The sequence below is a fragment of the Helicobacter valdiviensis genome (assembly GCF_003245365.1).
In the GTDB taxonomy this organism is placed as follows: Bacteria; Campylobacterota; Campylobacteria; order Campylobacterales; family Helicobacteraceae; genus Helicobacter_D; species Helicobacter_D valdiviensis.
On sequence record NZ_NBIU01000001.1, the window covers coordinates 67,045 to 87,921 of the forward strand.

19 protein-coding genes and 1 pseudogene are annotated in these 20,877 nt (G+C 31.2%); 13 read left to right on the forward strand and 7 right to left on the reverse strand.

Going from position 1 to position 20,877, the window contains the following annotated elements; genetic code table 11:
- Positions 1–65 precede the first annotated feature (65 nt).
- The gene (gdhA, locus tag B6S12_RS00290) at positions 66–1,418 is read right to left on the reverse strand and encodes an NADP-specific glutamate dehydrogenase (RefSeq protein ID WP_111228819.1); all 1,353 of its coding nucleotides are present in this window, start codon (positions 1,416–1,418) and stop codon (positions 66–68) included.
- Between the two features lie 247 nt (positions 1,419–1,665).
- Between gdhA and B6S12_RS00295 the strand changes: the two genes are divergently transcribed.
- Entirely contained in the window at positions 1,666–3,186 is a 1,521-nt protein-coding gene (locus tag B6S12_RS00295; RefSeq protein WP_111228820.1) for an EF-hand domain-containing protein, read from the forward strand.
- Between the two features lie 14 nt (positions 3,187–3,200).
- Here B6S12_RS00295 and B6S12_RS11625 read toward each other — a convergent pair whose 3' ends face one another.
- Positions 3,201–4,580: a methyl-accepting chemotaxis protein gene (locus B6S12_RS11625; RefSeq protein WP_111228821.1), complete on the reverse strand. Its 1,380-nt coding sequence runs from the start codon at positions 4,578–4,580 to the stop codon at positions 3,201–3,203.
- Positions 4,577–5,104, reverse strand: a complete 528-nt coding sequence (locus B6S12_RS00305) for a PAS domain-containing protein (protein ID WP_111228822.1) — start codon at positions 5,102–5,104, stop codon at positions 4,577–4,579. The genes B6S12_RS11625 and B6S12_RS00305 overlap by 4 nt, the downstream gene beginning before the upstream one ends.
- Before the next feature lie 276 nt (positions 5,105–5,380).
- On the opposite strand from B6S12_RS00305, the gene mqnE reads away from it, so the two are divergent.
- Together mqnE and B6S12_RS00315 are read left to right on the forward strand one after the other, a co-directional pair.
- Complete coding sequence (mqnE, locus tag B6S12_RS00310; RefSeq protein WP_111228823.1) at positions 5,381–6,427, forward strand: aminofutalosine synthase MqnE; 1,047 nt, start codon at positions 5,381–5,383, stop codon at positions 6,425–6,427.
- A gap of 12 nt (positions 6,428–6,439) precedes the next feature.
- Entirely contained in the window at positions 6,440–6,892 is a 453-nt protein-coding gene (locus B6S12_RS00315) for a phosphoribosyltransferase (protein WP_111228824.1), read from the forward strand.
- Positions 6,893–6,904: 12 nt separating this feature from the next.
- On the opposite strand, the gene fur is transcribed toward B6S12_RS00315, so the two are convergent.
- Entirely contained in the window at positions 6,905–7,360 is a 456-nt protein-coding gene (gene fur, locus B6S12_RS00320) for a ferric iron uptake transcriptional regulator (RefSeq protein WP_111228825.1), read from the reverse strand.
- Between the two features lie 187 nt (positions 7,361–7,547).
- On the opposite strand from fur, the gene B6S12_RS00325 reads away from it, so the two are divergent.
- Together B6S12_RS00325 and B6S12_RS10935 are read left to right on the forward strand one after the other, a co-directional pair.
- Positions 7,548–7,847, forward strand: a complete 300-nt coding sequence (locus tag B6S12_RS00325) for a DUF2325 domain-containing protein (protein ID WP_111228826.1) — start codon at positions 7,548–7,550, stop codon at positions 7,845–7,847.
- Between the two features lie 127 nt (positions 7,848–7,974).
- Positions 7,975–8,193 (forward strand): hypothetical protein, encoded by a 219-nt coding sequence (locus B6S12_RS10935; protein WP_146239338.1) that lies wholly within the window; start codon positions 7,975–7,977, stop codon positions 8,191–8,193.
- Between the two features lie 738 nt (positions 8,194–8,931).
- Here B6S12_RS10935 and B6S12_RS00330 read toward each other — a convergent pair.
- Entirely contained in the window at positions 8,932–10,062 is a 1,131-nt protein-coding gene (locus B6S12_RS00330; RefSeq protein ID WP_111228827.1) for a hypothetical protein, read from the reverse strand.
- A gap of 9 nt (positions 10,063–10,071) precedes the next feature.
- A pseudogene (locus tag B6S12_RS00335) lies at positions 10,072–11,575 on the reverse strand (MBOAT family O-acyltransferase).
- A gap of 161 nt (positions 11,576–11,736) precedes the next feature.
- Between B6S12_RS00335 and B6S12_RS00340 the strand changes: the two are divergent.
- The 4 genes from B6S12_RS00340 (at position 11,737) to B6S12_RS00355 (ending at position 17,181) form a co-directional block, all read left to right on the forward strand.
- Entirely contained in the window at positions 11,737–12,324 is a 588-nt protein-coding gene (locus tag B6S12_RS00340) for a bacteriohemerythrin (RefSeq protein ID WP_111228828.1), read from the forward strand.
- A gap of 76 nt (positions 12,325–12,400) precedes the next feature.
- Positions 12,401–12,976, forward strand: a complete 576-nt coding sequence (locus tag B6S12_RS00345; RefSeq protein WP_111228829.1) for a bacteriohemerythrin — start codon at positions 12,401–12,403, stop codon at positions 12,974–12,976.
- Positions 12,977–13,051: 75 nt separating this feature from the next.
- A complete protein-coding gene (tkt, locus tag B6S12_RS00350; RefSeq protein ID WP_111228922.1) occupies positions 13,052–14,968 on the forward strand; it encodes a transketolase in 1,917 nt (638 codons plus the stop codon).
- 2 nt (positions 14,969–14,970) lie between these two features.
- The gene (locus B6S12_RS00355; RefSeq protein WP_111228830.1) at positions 14,971–17,181 is read left to right on the forward strand and encodes a RecB family exonuclease; all 2,211 of its coding nucleotides are present in this window, start codon (positions 14,971–14,973) and stop codon (positions 17,179–17,181) included.
- Here the strand turns inward: B6S12_RS00355 and B6S12_RS00360 are convergent.
- Positions 17,145–17,666, reverse strand: a complete 522-nt coding sequence (locus B6S12_RS00360) for a DUF4149 domain-containing protein (RefSeq protein ID WP_111228831.1) — start codon at positions 17,664–17,666, stop codon at positions 17,145–17,147. The two genes, B6S12_RS00355 and B6S12_RS00360, sit on opposite strands and share 37 nt — an antisense overlap.
- A gap of 54 nt (positions 17,667–17,720) precedes the next feature.
- On the opposite strand from B6S12_RS00360, the gene yaaA reads away from it, so the two are divergent.
- The 4 genes from yaaA (at position 17,721) to B6S12_RS00380 (ending at position 20,874) form a co-directional block, all read left to right on the forward strand.
- Positions 17,721–18,485 (forward strand): peroxide stress protein YaaA, encoded by a 765-nt coding sequence (gene yaaA, locus B6S12_RS00365; protein WP_111228832.1) that lies wholly within the window; start codon positions 17,721–17,723, stop codon positions 18,483–18,485.
- 43 nt (positions 18,486–18,528) lie between these two features.
- A complete protein-coding gene (gene fabG, locus B6S12_RS00370; protein WP_111228833.1) occupies positions 18,529–19,272 on the forward strand; it encodes a 3-oxoacyl-ACP reductase FabG in 744 nt (247 codons plus the stop codon).
- A gap of 74 nt (positions 19,273–19,346) precedes the next feature.
- Positions 19,347–19,580, forward strand: coding sequence for an acyl carrier protein (gene acpP, locus B6S12_RS00375; RefSeq protein WP_111228834.1), 234 nt, complete (start codon positions 19,347–19,349; stop codon positions 19,578–19,580).
- Positions 19,581–19,638: 58 nt separating this feature from the next.
- Complete coding sequence (locus tag B6S12_RS00380; RefSeq protein ID WP_111228835.1) at positions 19,639–20,874, forward strand: beta-ketoacyl-ACP synthase II; 1,236 nt, start codon at positions 19,639–19,641, stop codon at positions 20,872–20,874.
- Positions 20,875–20,877 lie beyond the last annotated feature (3 nt).

Sequence of the window (20,877 nt, forward strand, 5' to 3'; positions counted from 1 at the left end):
AGATTGCTAGGGCTCATAAGTGAGCCTTGCAATAATAGAGGAAGCCTTGCAAAGAATATGGATTTTTATAATCCTTGCTCAATCATTGCATCAGCAACTTTTCTAAATCCTGCAATATTGGCACCTAAAACTAGATTTGTAGGCTCTCCAAATTCTTTTGCAGTCTGTGAAGCGCTTGCATAAATATGACGCATGATATTGTGAAGTTTTTTATCCACTTCTTCAAAAGTCCAAGAAGTCATGGAGGCATTTTGACTCATTTCTAAGCCACTTGTTGCAACTCCACCCGCATTGGCAGCTTTACCTGGACCATAGCAAATTTTTGCATCTAGGAATTTATGCACAGCTTCAATGGTTGATGGCATATTAGCACCTTCACTTACGCATTTACAACCATTTTTAAGTAGATTTTCTGCATCTTTTGCATTAAGTTCGTTTTGTGTAGCACTTGGGAAAGCAGCATAAGCAGGAATTGCCCATAATGGATTGTGATCTTTTGGATAATCTTGAATGCTAGTCCATTTAGCACTTTTTTTAGCTTTTGCATAAGATTCTAGACTTTCGCGTTTTACTTCTTTGATTTCTTTTAAAAGAGCTAAATCAATACCACTTTCATCATAGATAAAGCCTTTAGAATCGCTAATAGTTACTGGTTTAGCACCTAATTGTTGCAGTTTTTCTACTGTATAGATTGCTACATTTCCACTTCCAGAAACTAAACAAGTTTTGCCCTCTAGTCCATCAAAATCGCTATGTTCTAGCATTTCTTGTGCAAAATACACACTGCCATAACCTGTAGCTTCAGTTCTAACAAGACTACCTCCCCAAAGCAAAGATTTGCCTGTTAGCACACCTTCATAACGATTGGTTAGCTTTTTGTATTGTCCAAAAAGATAGCCAATTTCACGCCCACCTACACCAATATCTCCTGCAGGAACATCAGTGTGAGCTCCAATATGGCGATAAAGTTCATTCATAAAAGCTTGACAAAAACGCATTACTTCTCTATCGCTTTTGCCTTTGGGATCAAAATCACTTCCTCCTTTTCCACCACCCATTGCAAGTCCTGTAAGAGCATTTTTGAAAATTTGCTCAAAACCTAAAAATTTAATAGTTCCCTCGCTTACGCTTGGATGGAAACGCAAACCACCTTTATAAGGTCCAAGAAGAGAACTAAATTCAATTCTATAACCGCGATTTACTTGAATTTCTCCTTTGTCATCTTCCCAAGTTACGCGGAAATTAATTTGTCTTTCTGGGATTACAATCCTATCTAATACTTTAAATTTTTCATAACGGGAATCTTTTTTAAGGGCAGGTTCAATAGAATGTAAAACTTCTTTTACTGCTTGGTGGAATTCTATTTGATCAGGATAAATCTTTTGAATTTTTTGTATAACGCTATTAGCATAGGACATGGCTTGTCTCCTTGTTTTTAAAGAAATTATTTATGAGGTGGAATTCTATTAAAACTTTATTTAATATTAGCTTATATAATTAAATATTTTTTTTAAGCTAATAAAAAGTTATGAAAATTAATTCCTAAAAATAGGGGGTTTTTAGAATTTTTTTATTAAAAATTTAAAAAATATAATAAAAGATATTTAGTTTTTTGAAAAAGTTCCGATATTGTGAGGGTAAATTTATTACAAAAAGGAGAAAGTCATGCAGACTAGTATGAATTTCTCTTCTCTACAAGCCTCATATACCACCACGCATTGGAGTGCTCTTGGAGAAGAGATTACAAAAGATAAAGCAAATAGTGTTCCAAAAAATGATGTTCCTACTACATTAGAAGAAAAAGAAGAGGGCAAAACTTCTTCTATTATATCTTCTAGCAGGCCTTCATTTAGCGGTTTAGGAGATATGCAAAAAGAAATTGTTTCTGCCACTCTTTTAAAAATAGCAGAAATTAAAAATGAGATTTTAAAAGTTTGGGAAGAAATACAAAATTCTCATAAGGGCAATAATAGTGTAAGTTCAGGAAATTCTGGAGGCTTAAGTATCCAAGATTATATGGAACTTATTTTAAGCGGAAAACTTTCAAGTTCTAAACCTATTCAAATTGGTGGCGCACAAAGCGGTATAAGCATTACTCAAGGTTTCCATCAATCTTTAGAATTGTCTATTAAAGGAACGATTGTTGGAAGTGATGGGGTTAAAAAAGAACTTGATTTAAGTATTAGTCTATCACAAAGTTTTATCCAAAATATCCAAATTAATGGAGGGGGTAGCATAGGAGGAGGCACAGGAAGTGGCACAGGCGGTGGCTCTAATGTGATTGATCCTCTTGTGATTGATTATGAGGGCAATGGAACAGAGCTTAGTGATACTAAGATGAGTTTTGATTTAGATAGTGATGGCAAAAAAGATCAAATTTCTACTCTAAAAAAAGGCTCTGGATTTTTAGCACTTGATAAGAATGGTGATGGAAAAATCAATGATGGGAATGAGCTTTTTGGCACTCAAAGTGGCGATGGTTTTAAAGACTTAAGTGCATATGATAGCAATAAAGATGGAAAGATTGATAAAGAAGATCCTATCTATGATAAATTAAGAATTTGGTCTCCTAATGAAAATGGAGAAGGAGAGTTGGTAGGACTTGGTGAAAAAGGAATAGGAGTTATTTATTTAGACGCTAAAGAAAATCAAGAAATGATGAGGGGAGAAAATGGCGACTTATTAGGTATTAAACAAAAAACGGCAGATATTTTGTTTGATGATGGTAGAGTGGGCGATATCCACCATATTGATTTAGTGGCAGATAAAGAAGCAAATGAGCCTATTAAAAATGGAATGGAAGAAATTTTGGGGGGTTCTTTAAATGCGTTTGCCACAAAGGCATATATACAAAATTTAAGCATTAGCTTTAATTTTAGTTCTACTTGGAGTAGTAGCCTAGAGATTAATAATGGAAATTTTAGCTTAAGTGCTTCTCAATCTGGCAATTTTAATTTTTCTCTTAGTTCCTTGCTTAGTGCAAATAACGGAGTAAGTTCAGAGTTTTCAGATATTTGGAAAAAGCTAGAAGAATCGTTTGGAAATATTTTAGGAAATAAACAAACATTAGAAAAATTTGATGAAGAAAGCTATCTAAGTCTTAATCAACTTGCTTTTGCTAATCTTTTGGACAGCCCTTTTAAACCTCTTAATAATGCACTAATTGACAAGCTCTTAAGTGCATAAGCATAAGGGTTTCCTTATGCTTCTAATAGCTCCATTACTTCTTTAGAAGAATTTTCTATAGATTTAAAGTTTTCTATAATTGCTCCCAAGCTCTCTTGTGTGAGTGGTAGTTTTAGATTTTCTAATGCTTTATTGGTGTCTTTGTGTAAAATATCTTCAAGATTTTTTAGAGAATTAAAAGTGCTAGAATTGATTTTTAAACACTCATTTTCTAAAGAAAGATGTTTAGAGATTGGACTAAGATTTGTAAAATCGCAAGTCTCTTGTTTGATGTTGTAGCTTAGATAGAGGTTAGATTTATAGAGGATATGCTCTAATTTTAAACCATTTAGGCTTAGTTTAGAAGAGAGTTTTGCAAAAATCTCTTTTAAATGTGTGGTGGTTTTTTCCATTTGATTAAAAACATCATTGAAAGAAATAATATTTTGATGGGTGGTATTTGTAGATTTTACGATATTATCAAAGCCTTCTTGAATATTTGAGATTTCTTGTTGCATAGTTTGGACGACAATGTTAATATCAGTCGTAGCCTTATGGGTTTTTTCAGCAAGTTTTCTTACTTCATCAGCAACCACAGCAAATCCTCTTCCAGCTTCTCCAGCACGTGCTGCTTCAATGCTGGCATTAAGTGCTAAAAGATTGGTTTGATCGGCAATATCTCCAATGATACCAACTACTGCAACAATGTCTTTAGATTTTTGCGCAAAGCTTTCAATAATAGAGCTATTTTCTTGGATAATATCCATTAATTCATCTGTTGTGTTTGTGATGTGGTTGATTTCATTTTGAGATTTTTTTGCATCTTTAGCAATTTCTTCAACGCTTTTATTGACAATTCCCATATCTTCAAGATTGTTATCTAAATCTGTAGATATTTTATTTAGATTTGTATTTTGACTTTCTAGATTCATATTCATAAGAGTTTTGGCTAAAGCATTAGAAAGATTGTCTTTTGCATTTTCTTCAATTTTTACAAGAGCTTCATTGATATTTAAAATATTATGATAAAAAGCACCCTTTAGTCCTTGAGGAAATGCAAGGCGATAATATTTTCCTTCTTGAGAAGAGTGGATAGCGGTAGAAATTTCTCTCATGAAAGCTTCAATATTATCAGCAGTTGTATTAAGACTATTTGCCATCATTAATAAATCTTTGTCTTTGCTTAGATTTAAAATTCTAGGTTCAAATTTCCCTTCTTCATAATTATGAACCACAGCTATTACTTGTTTAATAAAGTCCTCCCTGCTTTTAATTTTGAAAAATGCTAAAAGAAGTGTTAAAAAACTAAGACACAGAATAGATAGATTTATTAAGAAAATATTAAATGTAAAATCTAAAATTATATTTAATGATATTAAAAGAAAAGTAAGAATAACAAAATGCCAAGATTTCATCTATAACCCCCTTCTTTGCCCTTATTTTGTAGTTCCACCATAAAAGAATCCCATTCTAATTTATTTTCTTTTAGGAAATCTAGTGCAAATGCAAAAGATTTTTCCATTCCTTGTGTTTTTTCAATTTCTAATAATTTGTTATAAATGCCTTGCATTGTCATAACTCCTTCTTTGCTAGGGCGTCTTCTTACGGAATAATAGCCAATTACATTGCCTTGTTCATCATAAGAGGGTGTGATATTAGCAAATACCCAATAAGTATGGTTATTTTTAGAAAGATTACATACAAATGCAAAAAACTCTTTTTTCTTATATAAAGTTTCCCAAAGCAGTTTAAAAGCAGCTTTTGGCATTTGAGGGTGGCGGATAAGATTGTGCGGTTTGTCTAAAAACTCTTTTTCAGTATATTCTCCATATTTGATAAAATCTTGATTGCCATAGATGATTTTACCTTTTAAATCTGTTTTGGAAGTGATTAAGGTGTTGTCCTCTAAAAAGACTTCTTTTGTGGAATAATTATTCATAAAAATATGCCTTTGTTAATAGTTTTAATTGAAATATTGCTTAAATAATAAGGTAAATAACCTTATAATTAAGTTTATTTAACTTATATTAAACTTATTCTATTATTTAGGATAAAATAATAAATAAGATAAAGTTAAAAATAGAATTAGAATTTTAGAAAAATATAAATAAAATTCCCATAAAATTAACAAAGCTTATTACATTGCTTTAAAGCAAAACTATGTATAATCTAGATAATATATTTAAAATGCGACAAAGAATTTTTAGGAAAAAGTATGGCAAATAACAATGAATTTTTAGAATTTAACAATGCGATGAAATTATATGAGCTTGATATTTTTACGCTAGGAAAAATGGCTGATGAAATTAGACAAAAAAAATTTGGCAAAAAAGTTTTTTTTAACTCTAATCGTCATATTAATCCTACAAATGAATGTGCAGATATTTGTAAGTTTTGTGGATTTTCTGCACATAGAAAGAATAAAAATCCCTATACTTTGAGTCAAGAAGAGATTTTTAAAGAGGCGCAAAAAGCTATTGAAATAGGAGCTTTGGAGCTCCATATAGTAGGGGCACATAATCCAAAATTGGATTTAAAGTGGTATTTGGAACTTTTTAGTAATTTAAAAGCAAAATTTCCTCAAATCCACCTAAAAGCACTGACAGCAGCAGAAGTAAATTATATATCTAAATTGGCAAATAAAAGCTATCAAGAAGTGCTAGAGCTTATGGCAGAAAGTGGTGTGGATTCCATGCCTGGGGGCGGTGCAGAAATTTTTGATGAAAAAATTAGGGATTATATTTGTAAGGGCAAGGTGGATTCTAAAACTTGGCTGGATATTCATGGATATTGGCATACTTTAGGTAAAAAATCTAATGCTACTATGCTTTTTGGACATGTAGAGAGCAGGGAACACAGAATTGATCATCTTTTGCGTTTGCAAAAACAGCAAGAAAAAAGTGGTGGTTTTAATGCGTTTATACCTCTTGTGTATCAAAAAGAAAATAATTTTTTAAAAGTGGAGAAATTTCCAAGCGGACAAGAGATTTTAAAAACTCTTGCAATTTCTAGAATTATTTTGGAAAATATTCCACATATTAAGGCTTATTGGGCTACTTTAGGGATGAATTTGGCAATTGTAGCACAGGAGTTTGGTGCAGATGATATTGATGGAACTATCCAAAAAGAAGCGATACAGAGTGCTAGTGGAAGTAAAAGTGCTAATGGAATCTTAAAAGAAGAGATTATTTCACAAATTAAAGATGCGGGATTTATCCCAGTGGAGCGTGATAGTCTTTATAATGAAATACAAACTTATTAGCAAGGAGGAAATATGCAGTATTATAGTTATGAAATGTTTAGAGAGGATATAAAAGAGCTATTAAGCAAGCTTGATTTTAATCCAGATGGGATTGTGGCTATTTCTCGTGGAGGGCTGACAATGGCACACTTTTTAAGCATTGCACTAGATATTAGAAAAGTTTATAGCATTAGTGCGGTATCTTTTTTTAATAAAGTGCAACAACAAATCCAAATTTCAAATATTCCAGAAATTCATGGGGCACAGCGTATTTTAATAGTGGATGAGATTATTGATAGCGGTGTGAGTATGGAGAAAGTTTTAAGGATTTTAAAAGAGATACATACAAATATTGAGTTTAAAACCGCTACTTTGTTTCATAAAAGTTCTGCAAGTATTAAGCCAGATTATTTTATTAGAGAGGCAAAGGATTGGATTGAATTTTTTTGGGAAGTAGATATTTTAAAAGATGTGAAAGAAAAATAGCCCACCTTTTGGCTATTTTTGGGATTTTAGACATTTTTCACAAACCACATACAAAAGCATATCGTGTCCTACAAGCTTTGTCTTGTGGTGGGTTGCTACTTCAACTTGTAAATTTTCAATTTCTTCATTACAGAATTCTTCAATTTTTCCACACTCTACACAAATAATATGATCATGGTGCAATCCACTAGCAATTTCATAGCGTTTGCCACTTTTATCAATTTCAATAGAATTTACAAAACCCTCTTTTTCCAAAAAAGCTAGAATGCGATAGATGGAAGATACACTTGCATTTTTGCAAGTTTTTTTGATAATTACAAAAATATCTTCAGGACTTAAATGTCCTCCATCTTCATAAATTGCTTTTAAAACATATTCTCTTTGTTTGGAATTTTTGAGATTGTTTTTCTTGATGGAAAGGTGTAATCTATCTAGAATTGTTTTAAAAGACTCTTTGTATTTTTTCATTTAAAAATTTCCTTGTTTGCTAAATTGTTAGAAATTACTTGCTTTTAGACAAATATTTATTCTTATTTTAACAAAAAAAGCTAAACAAATCAAAAATAAAATGAGAATTATTTTTATTTTTTATTAAGTTAATATTGATTATCATTTTAATATAAATTGTAGCAAATCTTTAAATTAAGGAGAAAAAATGTCTGTATTAGTGATTGGAGGAGATGAAATTACTCCCATTAAGGCTGTGTTAAAAAATTTGGGTTGTAGTAAAATTACTCATTGGGATGGAAGGAGAGAGAGTGTAAATCACAAGGATATTCCACAAAATACTTCATGTTTGGTAATGCTTACTAATTTTTTAAATCATAATACGATGAAAAAATTTAGAAATGAAGCAAAGAAGAAAGAAATTCCTATTATTTGCACCAAGAGAAGTGCAAGTTGTCTTTATTGTGAATTTAATAAAATGTTTTGCAATAAGGAGTGTTGCAAATAATTTGAAATGCTAAAGATATAAATTTATTACTTTAGTTTTTTGTTGTTTTTTAGACTGACATGAGCTTTTCAAACTTTAGTAGTGATGATGGGTGAGACTTTTACAAACTTTTTAAGCTCTTTATAGTGTGGCACTTTTTATCTTGTTATTGCTAAGAAGCATGAGTGATGAAGCAATCTATAAACAACAACTAAGAATCTTAGGTGAATTCATTACTTTACCGCACAAAACTAAAGTTTTGCTCGTAATGACATTTAATGACATTTTAGGATACCTAATGTATCATTCTAGGCGTAGCGAAGAATCTAGTTTTCTGTTATTGCAGGTTTTGCAAAACAAATTGTGACATTCTAAAAGAATTATTAATAAAGGTAATTCTTGTCATTCTGAGAGTAGCGAAGAATTTCAAAAGAAACTAACCATTACAAACAAGCCTAAAAGATAAATAGAGTTTTTAATCATTATGCTCCTTAAAGAATGACACAAATTCTAAATCACTTTTACATACAAAACTTTTTAATGTAGGACTTTTTTAGACTGCTACGCAGTGTTCCACTACTTGCGGTAACAGGTGAGCTTCATTGCAAGCAGTGAAGCAACAAAGCATGCAAGAAGCGTTATCTACAAACACAGTGCAGTGCAAATCTAAAAGAGCAACCAATACTCTTAAATATTCTTGTAATATCGTGTTAAGCTTTATTGCTTTACTTGTAGTGATGATTAGTTAGGCCACCTTAATTTTTCTAGACTCTTGTAGCGATGTTTTTCTCCAACTTATATTGTAAAGTCTTTAGAATAGAGTAATTATCAATGTTGCCAAACCCCTTATGTAGATTGTTTTTCTTGTTATTATAAGATTTGCATAAGCAAATCGTGGCATTCTAAAAAGAGTTGTAGAGAATTTTACTATTTAAACCTTATGTAATTTTCTTGAGACTGCCACAAACTACGCTCTTGCGTTAATGAAAGAGGGGTTATCATAATGTCTATTTCTTGTGGTGACAAGAGGAGGAATGTTATGCAAGTGCGTTATACTTGTCATAACAAAATGAAATGATTATAAATATGGAATATTTAGCAATAACTAATTTTGTGTGGCTTTTTTGATTTGTTCTATTAGCGGGGTTAAATCATAATTTCTTATTTTTTCTTCCATAATCTTAAAATATTCCTCCATATTTTGTGGTGTTAGAATATTTGTACCATTTTTAATTGCATCTAGTTGCATAGAATTCATATCAGTGTTGTAATGCACAGAGTCAGAATAATTTTTTAGGTTGTCCGCGTATTCTAGGGTATCAAAACCGTATATTTTAACATTAGAATATTTTTGGGTTTCGGTTATTAACCATTTTAATAAAAAGCTATATTTGTAAAATAGTGTGCCATCTTGATTGGGATAAACATCAGAAACAAAGATTTTATAATGTATTCTAGGATAGGTTGGTATAATTAGGTAAAAATTTATGTGTGGATTGTTTTTTATAGCATCCAAAAGGTAAATTGTTAGATATTTTTTTTGCAATTCTAGATTTGTATCGCTTGAGGTGGCAAGAGGGATATTATTAAGTATGGCTTGTATAAGAGTATTCTTGTCTTTTTGACTAGTTTTGGTGTCTGATAGCCAATTTTCAAAACCATTAAATCTGTCTGGATTGAACCAATCAGGTTTTGTATTATAATCTTTAAGTTTGCCTACACATTTTTCTTGTTTTGAGAAAGTAATAGCACAAGTTATAAATCTTCTTGAAAGATAGGGTCTAAAGTTGTCAAAGAAGCTGTTGTTATATAGAAAGTCATAGCTAGACATATCAATAGGTTGAAATTCTGGATTTATTAATGCAAAAGTATCAACGGAGTAAATAATATTTTTTATTTGTTTTTTTTGAAGAGCATAATTTAAGAATAAATTTCTTTCTTGTAAGGTAGCTGATGGCAGAGCCAAATTAACCCAAGCACCATTTAATTTGTGATTTGCTTCTTGTGTGGAAATGTTTTCAAGTATAGAAGCCCCAAGTATAATAGAGTCAAAATTATAACTATTGATAATGCCACTGTTTTGTATGCGTTTATTATCAAAAAAGGTTTCTTCTCTAAAATAGGGCTTGTGAAAAAGTTGATAGGGATCATAGATATAAAGCAATGCTATAAGTGCCATTATAAGAGGCAAAGGAAGTAATAAAACATATAAAATCCATTTTTTGTAAATATTCATAAGTTGTTCCTAGAAATTAAAATAGATAAATTCTACATAGGGGGTAGAAAAAAGTGTGAAAATAGAAATGTAAAACAAAATCATAGTAGCAAATGCATATTTGTAATTTGCTTTAAAGTTTTCGCATAAAGTTATGCTATTTTTGAAACATAAACAGATTAATAGAGAAACAATTAAGAAGGTTATTGTTTTATCATTTCCGCTGATAGTTTTTAGAGCGTGTGGGGCTTGATACCATTTTGTAGGTAGCTCCACCCACATAACCCCAAACATTCCTTTTAAAAGATTAATTGCTCCTGTTAAATTTTCACTTCTAAAGAAAATCCAAGCAATATTAATAAAATTAAAAGTAATAAACCAAGCAAAGATTTTATAAATTTTAGAATCTAAAAAGCTTTTTCCTCTTACATAAAAGCTATAAATCCTATGAGCTACCATAGCAATTCCATGCAAGCTTCCCCAAATCACAAAACCCCAGCCAGCTCCATGCCAAATTCCACTTAAAAAAGCTACAATAAAGAGATTGCGTAAATTAAGCAGTTTAGAAACTTTATTTCCTCCAAGGGGAATATAGAGATAATCTTTTAAAAATCTCCCTAAAGTAATATGCCATTTTCTCCAAAATTCTGTAATATTTAAAGATTTGTAGGGGGAATTGAAGTTGATAGGTAGAGCTATGCCAAAGAAAAGTCCTAAACCTATGGCCATATCGCAATATCCACTAAAGTCAAAATAAAGCTGGAAAGTATAAGAAAGTGAAGTAGCCCAAGATTCAAAAATATTTAAAAACCCTCCATTTTGTGTAATTGCAAAGCCGTTATTAGCCCATTGTGCTAAACTATCTGCAATGTAAATCTTTTTAAATAAACCTAAGGAAAAAATAAAAAGTCCTTTTGCTATCAATTCCCAATTTACTAAGCTTTGATTTTTATTTAAAAGTGCGTGAAATTGTGGCATCATTTCTTTGTGATGGACAATAGGTCCTGCAATTAATTGAGGAAAAAAGCTTATAAAAAGACAATAATCAATAAAATCAACTTTTTTGCTTTCTAGTAAATCTTCTATATTGCTTTTTTTGTAACAATCTACCAAAAATGCAATTTGTTGGAAGGTAAAAAAGGAAATACCAAGAGGTAGCAAAATATGAGGTAATGGAATATTGAAATCTAAATTTGCAAGTTTTGAAAAAAGATTGAAGTTTTCTAAGAAGAAATCAGTATATTTAAAAACGCAAAGTAGGGCTAGATTAAATACAATTCCTAAAATAAGGAGTGTATATCGCCCCCCCCCCCCGCACTTTTTTAAGGATTAAATTAGCTAAAGTAAAGTTCAATAAAATAGAAAAAGCTAAAATAAAAATATATTCTATTTTAAAATAGGCATAGAAAAATAAGCTAGCTAGGATTAAAAATATCTTTGCACTCGTATAATAATGTATAGATTTTAAAAAATAAAAACCTATTAAAACTAAGGGTAAAAATATGAAGATAAATTCAAAGGAGCTAAATAACATAAAATTAACCTTGTAAAAATCAAAAATAAAAGTCTGTATTGTATTACTTTTTAGCTTAAAATATTGATGTTTTTAGCTCTTAGTCTTTAGTGAAGTTTTATTTCTTTTATGATAGGATTAAAAAAGTAGCTTATTTTTAAGGTAAAGGTGTAGGGAGAGCAATGATACAATGGAGTGAAGCTTATAGTGTGCATAATGCTAGGATAGATAAACAACATCAAAAGTTGTTTGAAATGGCTGCTAGGGCTTATAATATGGCTCATAAACAAATCACTCCTAATGAAATGAAAGAAATTTTATCAGAATTTTTTGAATATATTAAAGAGCATTTTAGGGATGAAGAAATCTATATGCAAGCTATTGATTATCCAGAATTAGAACAGCATAAGAGAATCCATACAGAAATTACAAAAACAATGATTTCTTTGATTAAAGATATTAAAACTTTAAATGAAATGAAAGAAAAATTGCAGGTAATTGCTAAAAATTGGCTTTTGGAGCATATTTTAAAAGAAGATATGAAATATGAGCGTTATAGGCGTAGTTTGCTTATAGCAAGTATGCCAGAAAATGGAGATCATTTTGCGCAAGTTATAGAGAGTGAAATGAGTACTAGAGAATACCACTATATTTGTTCTTGCCCTAATAAAATCCATGATGTCCCCTATGATATCCATCAAAAAATCTTAAATGGTGCAAAGTTTCGTTGCAAGCAATGTAAGCAGGAGATTACTTACCCTAGAAGATAAAATTTTACTATTATAACAAGAATTAAGAGTAAATATTGTAAGATTTGGGTTTAAAATTAGTTTGGGGGTTTAACTTATGTTGCCAGTTTGGACAAAAGAACTTAGTGTGCATAATGATGCGATTGATGAACAACACAAGAAATTATTTGAAATAGCGGGCAAAGCTTATGCACTTACAAATAAGCAGGTTACTAAAGAAGAAATTATTGTGATATTAAGAGAATTGCTAAGTTACACACAAGAGCATTTTAAAGATGAAGAAGCTTATATGGAGTCTATTTTTTATCCCAACTTGGAAAAACATAGAGAAAAGCATAAAGGGATTATTAAGGATATGACTTCTGCAGTTATGCAAATTAAGAATATTAATGATTTAAAAGAGAAATTAGCAGTTATTGCTAAAAAATGGCTTTTAGAACATATTTTAAAAGAGGATATGCAAATTGAAAAATTCCGTCGCAATACTTGCCAAATAGCAATTCCTGAGGTTTCATATGAAGAAGTTCAAGAAGAGCAGAAAATAAAATATGTGTGTTCATGTCCTAATAAAGTCCATAATGTTCCTCTAAAAATACATGATAGGATTCAAAATGAAGGAGCAAATTTTAATTGTAAGGTTTGCAAAGAACCTATAAAGCTTTTAGGAGAGTAATTTCTTCTTTTTATTGACTAATTTTAGAAAAAAGTTATAATTTTGCCTTTAAATTGTGCAAATAAGGTTTATAAAGTGCTAGATAATCAAGAAATTTTTCAGTATCAAACAATGGCAAACAGTCTAAGGTTTTTGTGTGCAGATATGGTGCAAGAAGCAAATAGCGGGCATCCAGGTGCTCCTATGGGATTAGCAGATATTGCAGTAGTTTTGGGGTATCATTTAAAGATTTCTCCTAAAAATCAAGATTGGATCAATCGTGATAGATTGGTTTTTAGTGGAGGACATGCGAGTGCTCTTGTGTATAGTTTATTACATCTTTGGGGATTTGATGTAAGTTTAGAGGATTTAAAACGATTTAGACAAAAAGATTCTAAAACCCCAGGACATCCAGAATATAAGCATACTCCAGGTGTTGAAATTACCACAGGACCTTTAGGGCAAGGTGTTGCAAATGCAGTTGGTTTTGCTATGGGTGGAAAACTAGCACAAAATATGCTAGGGAAAGATGTAATTAATCATAAGGTTTATTGTCTTTGTGGAGATGGGGATTTACAAGAGGGAATTTCTTATGAGGCTTGTTCTTTGGCAGGACATCATAGTTTAGATAATTTGATTTTAATTTATGATTCTAATAATATCACTATTGAGGGAAGTTGCGAGGTAGCATTTAGTGAAGATGTTAAAATGCGTTTTGTAGCGCAAAATTTTGAAGTTTATGAGATAGATGGTCATAATTTTTTAGAAATTGATGAGGCTTTAAGTAAAGCAAAAAATGCCAATAAACCTGTTTTAATTATTGCTAAAACAACTATTGCAAAAGGTTCGCTAAATCTTAGTGGGAGCCATAAAAGTCATGGAGCACCTCTTGGGATTGAGGAGATTAAAAACTCTAAAAAAGCTTTAGGATTTAACGAAGAAGAAAAATTCTTTATCCCAGAAAGTGCAAAACTTCGTTTTTTGAATGTGGCAGAAGTTGGAGAGATGCACTATAAACAATGGCAAGCTTCTTTAAAAGAAGAGAGTAAGCAAATGTTGTTAAAAATGCAAAATCCAGATTTTTCTAGCATTGAATATCCTATTTATGAAAGTGGTAGTAAGGCTACAAGATCTAGCAATGGAGAGATTTTAAACGCGATTTCAAAAAGTATTGAAGGATTTGTAGGAGGAAGTGCAGATTTAGCACCTTCTAATAATACAGAACTTAAAGAAAAAGGAGATTTTCCAAAAGGAAAAAATTTTCATTTTGGAATTAGAGAACATTCTATGGGTGCAATTTGTAATGGGATTGCAAACTATGGTTTATTTTTGCCTTTTTGTGCGACATTTTTTGTTTTTAGTGATTATATGTCCCCTAGCGTTAGAGTGGCTTCTTTGATGAAATCTAAAGTATTTTATATTTGGACACATGATAGTATTGGTGTGGGGGAAGATGGTGCAACACATCAGCCTATTGAACAAATTAGCCATTTTAGAGCGATGCCAAATTTAACGCTTTTTAGGCCAGCAGATGCTAATGAGAATATTGCTTGTTGGCAAGTTGCACTTGAGCTTGAGGGGCCTAGTGCTTTTGTGCTAAGTCGCCAAAACTTACCAATTTTAGAAAAAGTAAATAAAGAGCAAGTCCAAAAAGGTGCTTATATTAAAAAAGAATCTAGCAAAGAAGCACAAGTAACACTTTTGGCAACAGGTAGCGAAGTAGAATTGGCTCTTAAGAGTGCATTGCAGTTAGAAGAAGAAGGAATTGCTACACAAGTAGTAAGTGTTCCAAGTTTAGACTTATTTTTAAAAGAACCCAAAACATATAAGGATATTTTGTTAAAAGGAAAAGTAATTGCAATTGAAGCGGCAAGAGGGCTAGAATGGTATAGAGTGGCTCATGGAGTAGTGGGTATGGATAGTTTTGGCGCAAGCGCAAAAGGTGAGGAATTGTTTAAAGCATTTGGGTTTAGTGTGGAGAATGTAGTTAATTTCACAAAATCAATGTTGTAATTATGCGGACACTTTATTTATTTTCTAGTATCCGCGCTGCAAAGTTTTTTGTGGATACTAATTTTCAAGAAGGTTTCTTGCCAGATATGAAAAGTCTGGGAGAGTTTATGGATTTTATCTTGCGGGTTGAAGGTAAGGTAAAAATCCCTCCTTTTTTGCGTCCCCTTTATCTTTATGAAGCTCTAAAAGAAGTCAAGCTTGATATTTTAGGAGATTTTGCTAAAAATTTTACTTCTTTTTTGGAAAATTCTGACTTTTTTTTAAAATTCTATGATGAGTTATGTGCAGAATGTATCAAAATAGAGGAATTAGAAAAGCTTGATATTTATGCTTTTTATGATGATCATTTGGAAGTTTTAAAACAAGTTTTCGCACTTTATTGTAAGAAGTTATCTTTGGCTTCTTTTTATGATCAATATTTTTTGCAAGATTTTAAAATTAGTTTTGAGCTTTTAGAGCCTTATGAGAGGATTCGTATTTTTGTAGAGGGTTTCTTAAGCTCTTTTGAGTTTAAGATTTTAGACCAAATCTCCCATCAAAAAGAAATAGAGTTTATCATTAATATTGAAGAATTTAATCAAGAATATTATGTGAAACTTTTTGGGCTAGATTTGCCTAGAGGTTCTTTAAAGTTGGTTTTGATAAATGGAGAAGTAGTCATAAAAGATAAAGTAGAGCTACAAGAATTACAAACACCTTTGGAAGTTTTTAGCACTAATGATAAAATAGCACAAATAGGTGGGATTTTTAAAACTTTAGATGAATGGATTGCAAAAGGTGTGCCTTTAGAAGAGATTTGCATTGTATTACCTAATGAGGATTTTATAAAATATTTAAAGCTTTTTGATAAAGGTAGAAATTTTAATTATGCAATGGGGATAAAATTAAAGCACACAACCTTTTTTTTAGAATTACAAAGACAAGAATTAAAGAGCTTTGTAGAACTTGAAAAATACATAGAAGAAACACAAGAAAAATGTAAAGAAGATAGGGAAGCCAAAGATAAATTAATGCAAAACCTAGATTTTTTTAAATTAGGTTTTAAATATATGAATTTGGAGGAAAGTGAAAAGGTTACTAGCTTTTTAAAAATGGTAGAAAATGAACAAATTGATGATGTTGGGGGTGGGAAAATTAGTGTGATAGGGATTTTGGAAACTAGAGGTGTTGGGTTTAATTATGTGATTATCCCTGAATTTACAGAAGAAAATATCCCAAAAACAAGCAATAAAGATTTGTTTTTAAATAGTATTATTAGACAAAAGATTGGCCTACCAACAAGAAGAGATAGAGAAAATTTGCAAAAGTATTATTATTTAAGATTATTTAGAAATTCAAAAAGTGTAAAAATCTTTACATTAGATAATGATGAGCAAAAACCCTCCCGTTTTTTATTAGAAGATAAAATTTTTAAAAATGGTAATTTACAAAAATTGGATGCAACTTTTGGAGAATATTTTTTAAAAGGTAATGCTTTAATTTATCAAGAGCGTGAAATTATAGATTGTCTAAAGGAAAGAAGTTTTTCTGCGTCTAGTTTGGAATGTTTTTTAGAATGTAGGAGAAAATATTATTATGCTTATATTTTAAAATATAAACTTGAAGAAACTTCATTGAAAGCTAATGTAGGCTCTATAATCCATCAAGCACTTTTTAAAGCCTATGAAGATTTTACAGATATTAAAAAAGCAGAGACTGATGTTTTTGAAGCATTGCAAAATACGGACAATCCACGAGAGAACTTTGAACTAGGATTGGCTAAGAAGCATTTAGAAAAATTTTTTAATTATGAGAAGAAACATTTAAAAGAGGGTTGGAAGCCAACTTTTTTTGAAAAAAGTTTTGAATTTGAATACTGTGGCTTTTGTTTTAAAGGCAGAGTAGATAGGGTGGATATTAAAGGAGATTGTTATTATGTGCTAGATTATAAATATAAGAAGAATCTTCCCAAAACAAAGCTAGAAAATTTAAGCAATTTTCAACTTCCAATCTATGCACTTGCTTTTGCTAAAGAGGCAAAAGAAGTGAAAGCTGGAATTTATCATTTGTATGAAGGCAAAATTATAGAAGATGGAGAACTTAAGCAAAAACAAGAAAAGCTACAAGAAATATTAGAAAAAATAGAAAAAGAGAGCAAAGAGCTCTCTTTTTTTAAGCGTGAAAAGCATGATTTGTGTCAATTTTGTAATTTTAGGTATCTTTGCAACAGATGAATGATTTTAAAAACATTTGCAATAAAAAGAGCAAAAAGACAAAGCAAAAGTGCTTTAAAAACCAAAACAGATTCTTTATGGATTTTATCAAATATTAAAGTAGCAATTCCATCTTCACCTAGCTTTTGTGCATCTATTACAAGGGGTGTGTAATAAAAAGCAAAAAGATAGATTAGCACAATAGAGATTGCACCAAATAATACAGATAATTTATTTTTATATTTGAAAAATGAAAAAATTTCATAAATAAATATAATAACACCAAGAGCCACTAACAAAAAATTAAGCTTTACAAAAATGCTTGTCATTAGCACTCCACTTTGAAAAAGGGTGATTTCTAAGCCTTCTACGATAGAACTTGCTCTAAAAATTGCAGGCGCACTAAAAACTCCTGCACAAATCATTGCACCCACTCCTAAACCTAATAAAAAAAGATAAAAAAAAGACGCAAAAAGTTGGATTTTGAAAAGTTTTAAGTTGTCCATAAAAATTCCTTATGATAAAATTCAAACTTCAAATTGTATCAAAAGGTGATTAAAATGTGGATATTCTTCTCTCCAAGTGAGAAAAAAATACTAACAAGCACACAAGAAGTGAAAAATAATAGAGATTTTTTTAAAGATTTTTTGAGCAAAATGGGATTGCAAGAGGCTTTAAAGGAGTATGTGAGATTTTTACAAACAGAAAATGAAACAAAAATTTTAAAATGTTTTGGCACTAAAAAGATAAATCTAGAAGAGTTAAGCAAAGCACAAAATATTTTTAGTGAGCCTTTATTGGAGGCGATTTTGAGGTATTGTGGGGTTGCTTTTTTGGCTTTGGATTATCAAAATTTGGATTGTAAGGCTAAAGATTATCTTAAAAAAAGGGTATTGATTTTTTCAAATCTTTTTGGAATTTTAAGAGCAGAAGATAAAATACCTTATTATGATTTAAAACAAGGGGAGGGGTTTTATGGATTTAATACGAAGGAATTTTATGCAAAAAATACAAGTTTCTATAAAGATTTTTTAAAAACACAAAAAGAAATTTTGGATTTACGCGCAGGATTTTACCAGCAGTGTTTTAAAATACAAATGGTCTTAAAAGAAGAGGAAATGTTAGTATATGAGCCAATATTTTATAAAAATCAAAAAGTTGTAAGCCACTATGCAAAACATTATAGAGGAATTTTATTAAAAGAATGCGCTAAAGCACAGCTCCAATCTTTAAAAGATTTGCAGGATTTACAAATAGATGGATTAGAGTTAATTAAAATTGAAAGAGAGGAGCAAAAAACTAAACTTATCTATGAAGTAAGGTAAGTTTGGGTATAATGAGCTTTTGCATTTTATAATAAGGAAATTTATGAAATTTAGTGGAAAAAATGTCTTAATTACTGGTGCAAGTAAAGGAATAGGTGCAGAAATTGCTAAAGTTTTAGCTAAAATGGGCTTAAAAGTGTGGATTAACTATCGCTCTAAGCCAGAACTAGCCGATGCATTGCAACAAGAAATCAGAGAAGCAGGAGGAGAAGCTGCTGTAATTTGCTTTGATGCAACTAATGAGGAGCAATTTGTAGAGGCTCTCAATGCGATTGTTAGTGCAGATGGGGAGTTAAGTTATCTTGTAAATAATGCAGGAATTACAAACGATAAGCTTTCTATGCGTATGAAGCTAGAAGATTTTACTTCTGTAATAGATGCGAATTTAACTTCTTGCTTTATTGGATGTCGTGAAGCTTTGAAGATTATGAGAAAGCAAGGTTTTGGTAGTGTGGTAAATATTGCCTCTATTATTGGAGAAATTGGTAATCTAGGGCAGTGTAATTATGCAGCAAGCAAAGGTGGAATGATTGCTATGAGTAAGTCTTTTGCTAAAGAGGGGGGTTCTAAAGGGATTCGTTTTAATTGTATTACCCCAGGATTTATAGAAAGTGATATGACAAAAGAGTTAAAAGAAGAAATTAAAAACGCTTATGCTTCAAATATTCCACTAGGTAGATTTGGCAAAGGAGAAGAGGTAGCAGGGGCTGTTGCGTTCCTTTTGTCAGACTATTCAAGCTATATTAGTGGAGAAGTTTTGAAAGTTAATGGCGGATTATATATGTAATAATGAGTTTTTTAAGAAAAACTTAGATAGAATTACGACTTATGAAAAATTTTGTAAAAAACTAGGAGAAAAAAATGGCAGTATTTGATGATGTTAAAGCTGTTGTAGTTGAGCAATTAAATGTAAATGAGGGCGAAGTGAAGCCAGAATCAAAATTTGTTGATGATTTAGGAGCTGATTCTTTAGATGTTGTTGAGCTTGTAATGGCTTTAGAAGAAAAGTTTGAAATTGAAATTCCAGATGAAGATGCAGAGAAAATCGCAACTGTAGGTGATGTAGTAGCTTATATTGAAAAAGCACAAGCATAATTTAGTATGCCTTTTGGCATGCTAGACATTTTATTTTAAGTTTTTTTAAGGGAGAAATATGCGACGAGTGGTAGTTACAGGAATGGGAATGATTAATGCTCTTGGATTAAATAGAGAGGATTCTTTTGACGCTATAATAAAAGGAAAATGTGGAATTAAAACAATCTCCTCTTTTGATGTAACTGATTTTCCAGTCAAAATTGCCGCGGAGATTACTGATTTTGATCCAAATAGCGTAATGGATGCTAAAGAGGTTAAAAAAGCAGATAGATTTATCCAGTTAGGAATTAAGGCTTCCAAAGAAGCTATGGAGGATAGTGGGCTTTTAGATAGTGAAGGAAAGCTAGATTCTTCTATTAATCCAGAGCGTTTTGGAATTAGTTCTGCTTCAGGTATTGGGGGGCTTGGAAATATTGAGAAAAATTCTGTGATTAATTTTGAAAAAGGTCCTAAGCGTATTTCTCCTTTCTTTATTCCTTCTGCACTTGTAAATATGCTAGGGGGTTTTATTTCAATTGATTTTTCTTTAAAAGGTCCTAACCTAGCAAGTGTAACTGCATGTGCTGCGGGAACACATGGGATTATTGAAGCTGCTAAAACAATTATGTTAAATTGTGCAGATAGAATGTTGCTTGTTGCAGCAGAATCTGCTATTTGTGGTGTGGGAATTGGTGGATTTGCTGCAATGAAGGCATTGTGCGATAGAAATGATGAACCACACTTAGCCTCACGCCCTTTTGATGCACAAAGAAGTGGATTTGTAATGGGCGAGGGTGCTGCTGCATTGGTTTTAGAAGATTATGAGAGTGCTAAAGCAAGAGGGGCAAAAATTTATGCAGAACTTGTAGGGTTTGGAGAGAGTGGAGATGCAAATCATATCACTACTCCAGCACCAGAGGGTGAGGGTGCTTATAGAGCTATGAAGGCAGCATTGCAAATGGCAGATATAAAAGTAGATTATGTCAATGCTCATGGAACAAGCACTAAGTATAATGATCTTTATGAAACTCTAGCATTAAAAAAAGTGTTTAATGCAAATGTTCCACCTGTTAGCTCTACCAAAGGTCAAATAGGGCATTGTTTGGGTGCTGCAGGAGGATTAGAAGCTGTGATTTCTATTATGGCAATGGAAAAAGGAATATTGCCTCCTACAATCAATCAAACACAAAAAGATCCAGAATGTGATTTGGATTATATCCCTAATGTTGCAAGGGAAGCTAAAATAGATGTAATAATGAGTAACTCCTTTGGATTTGGTGGAACAAACGGAGTTGTAATCTTTAAAAAGGTATAAGTG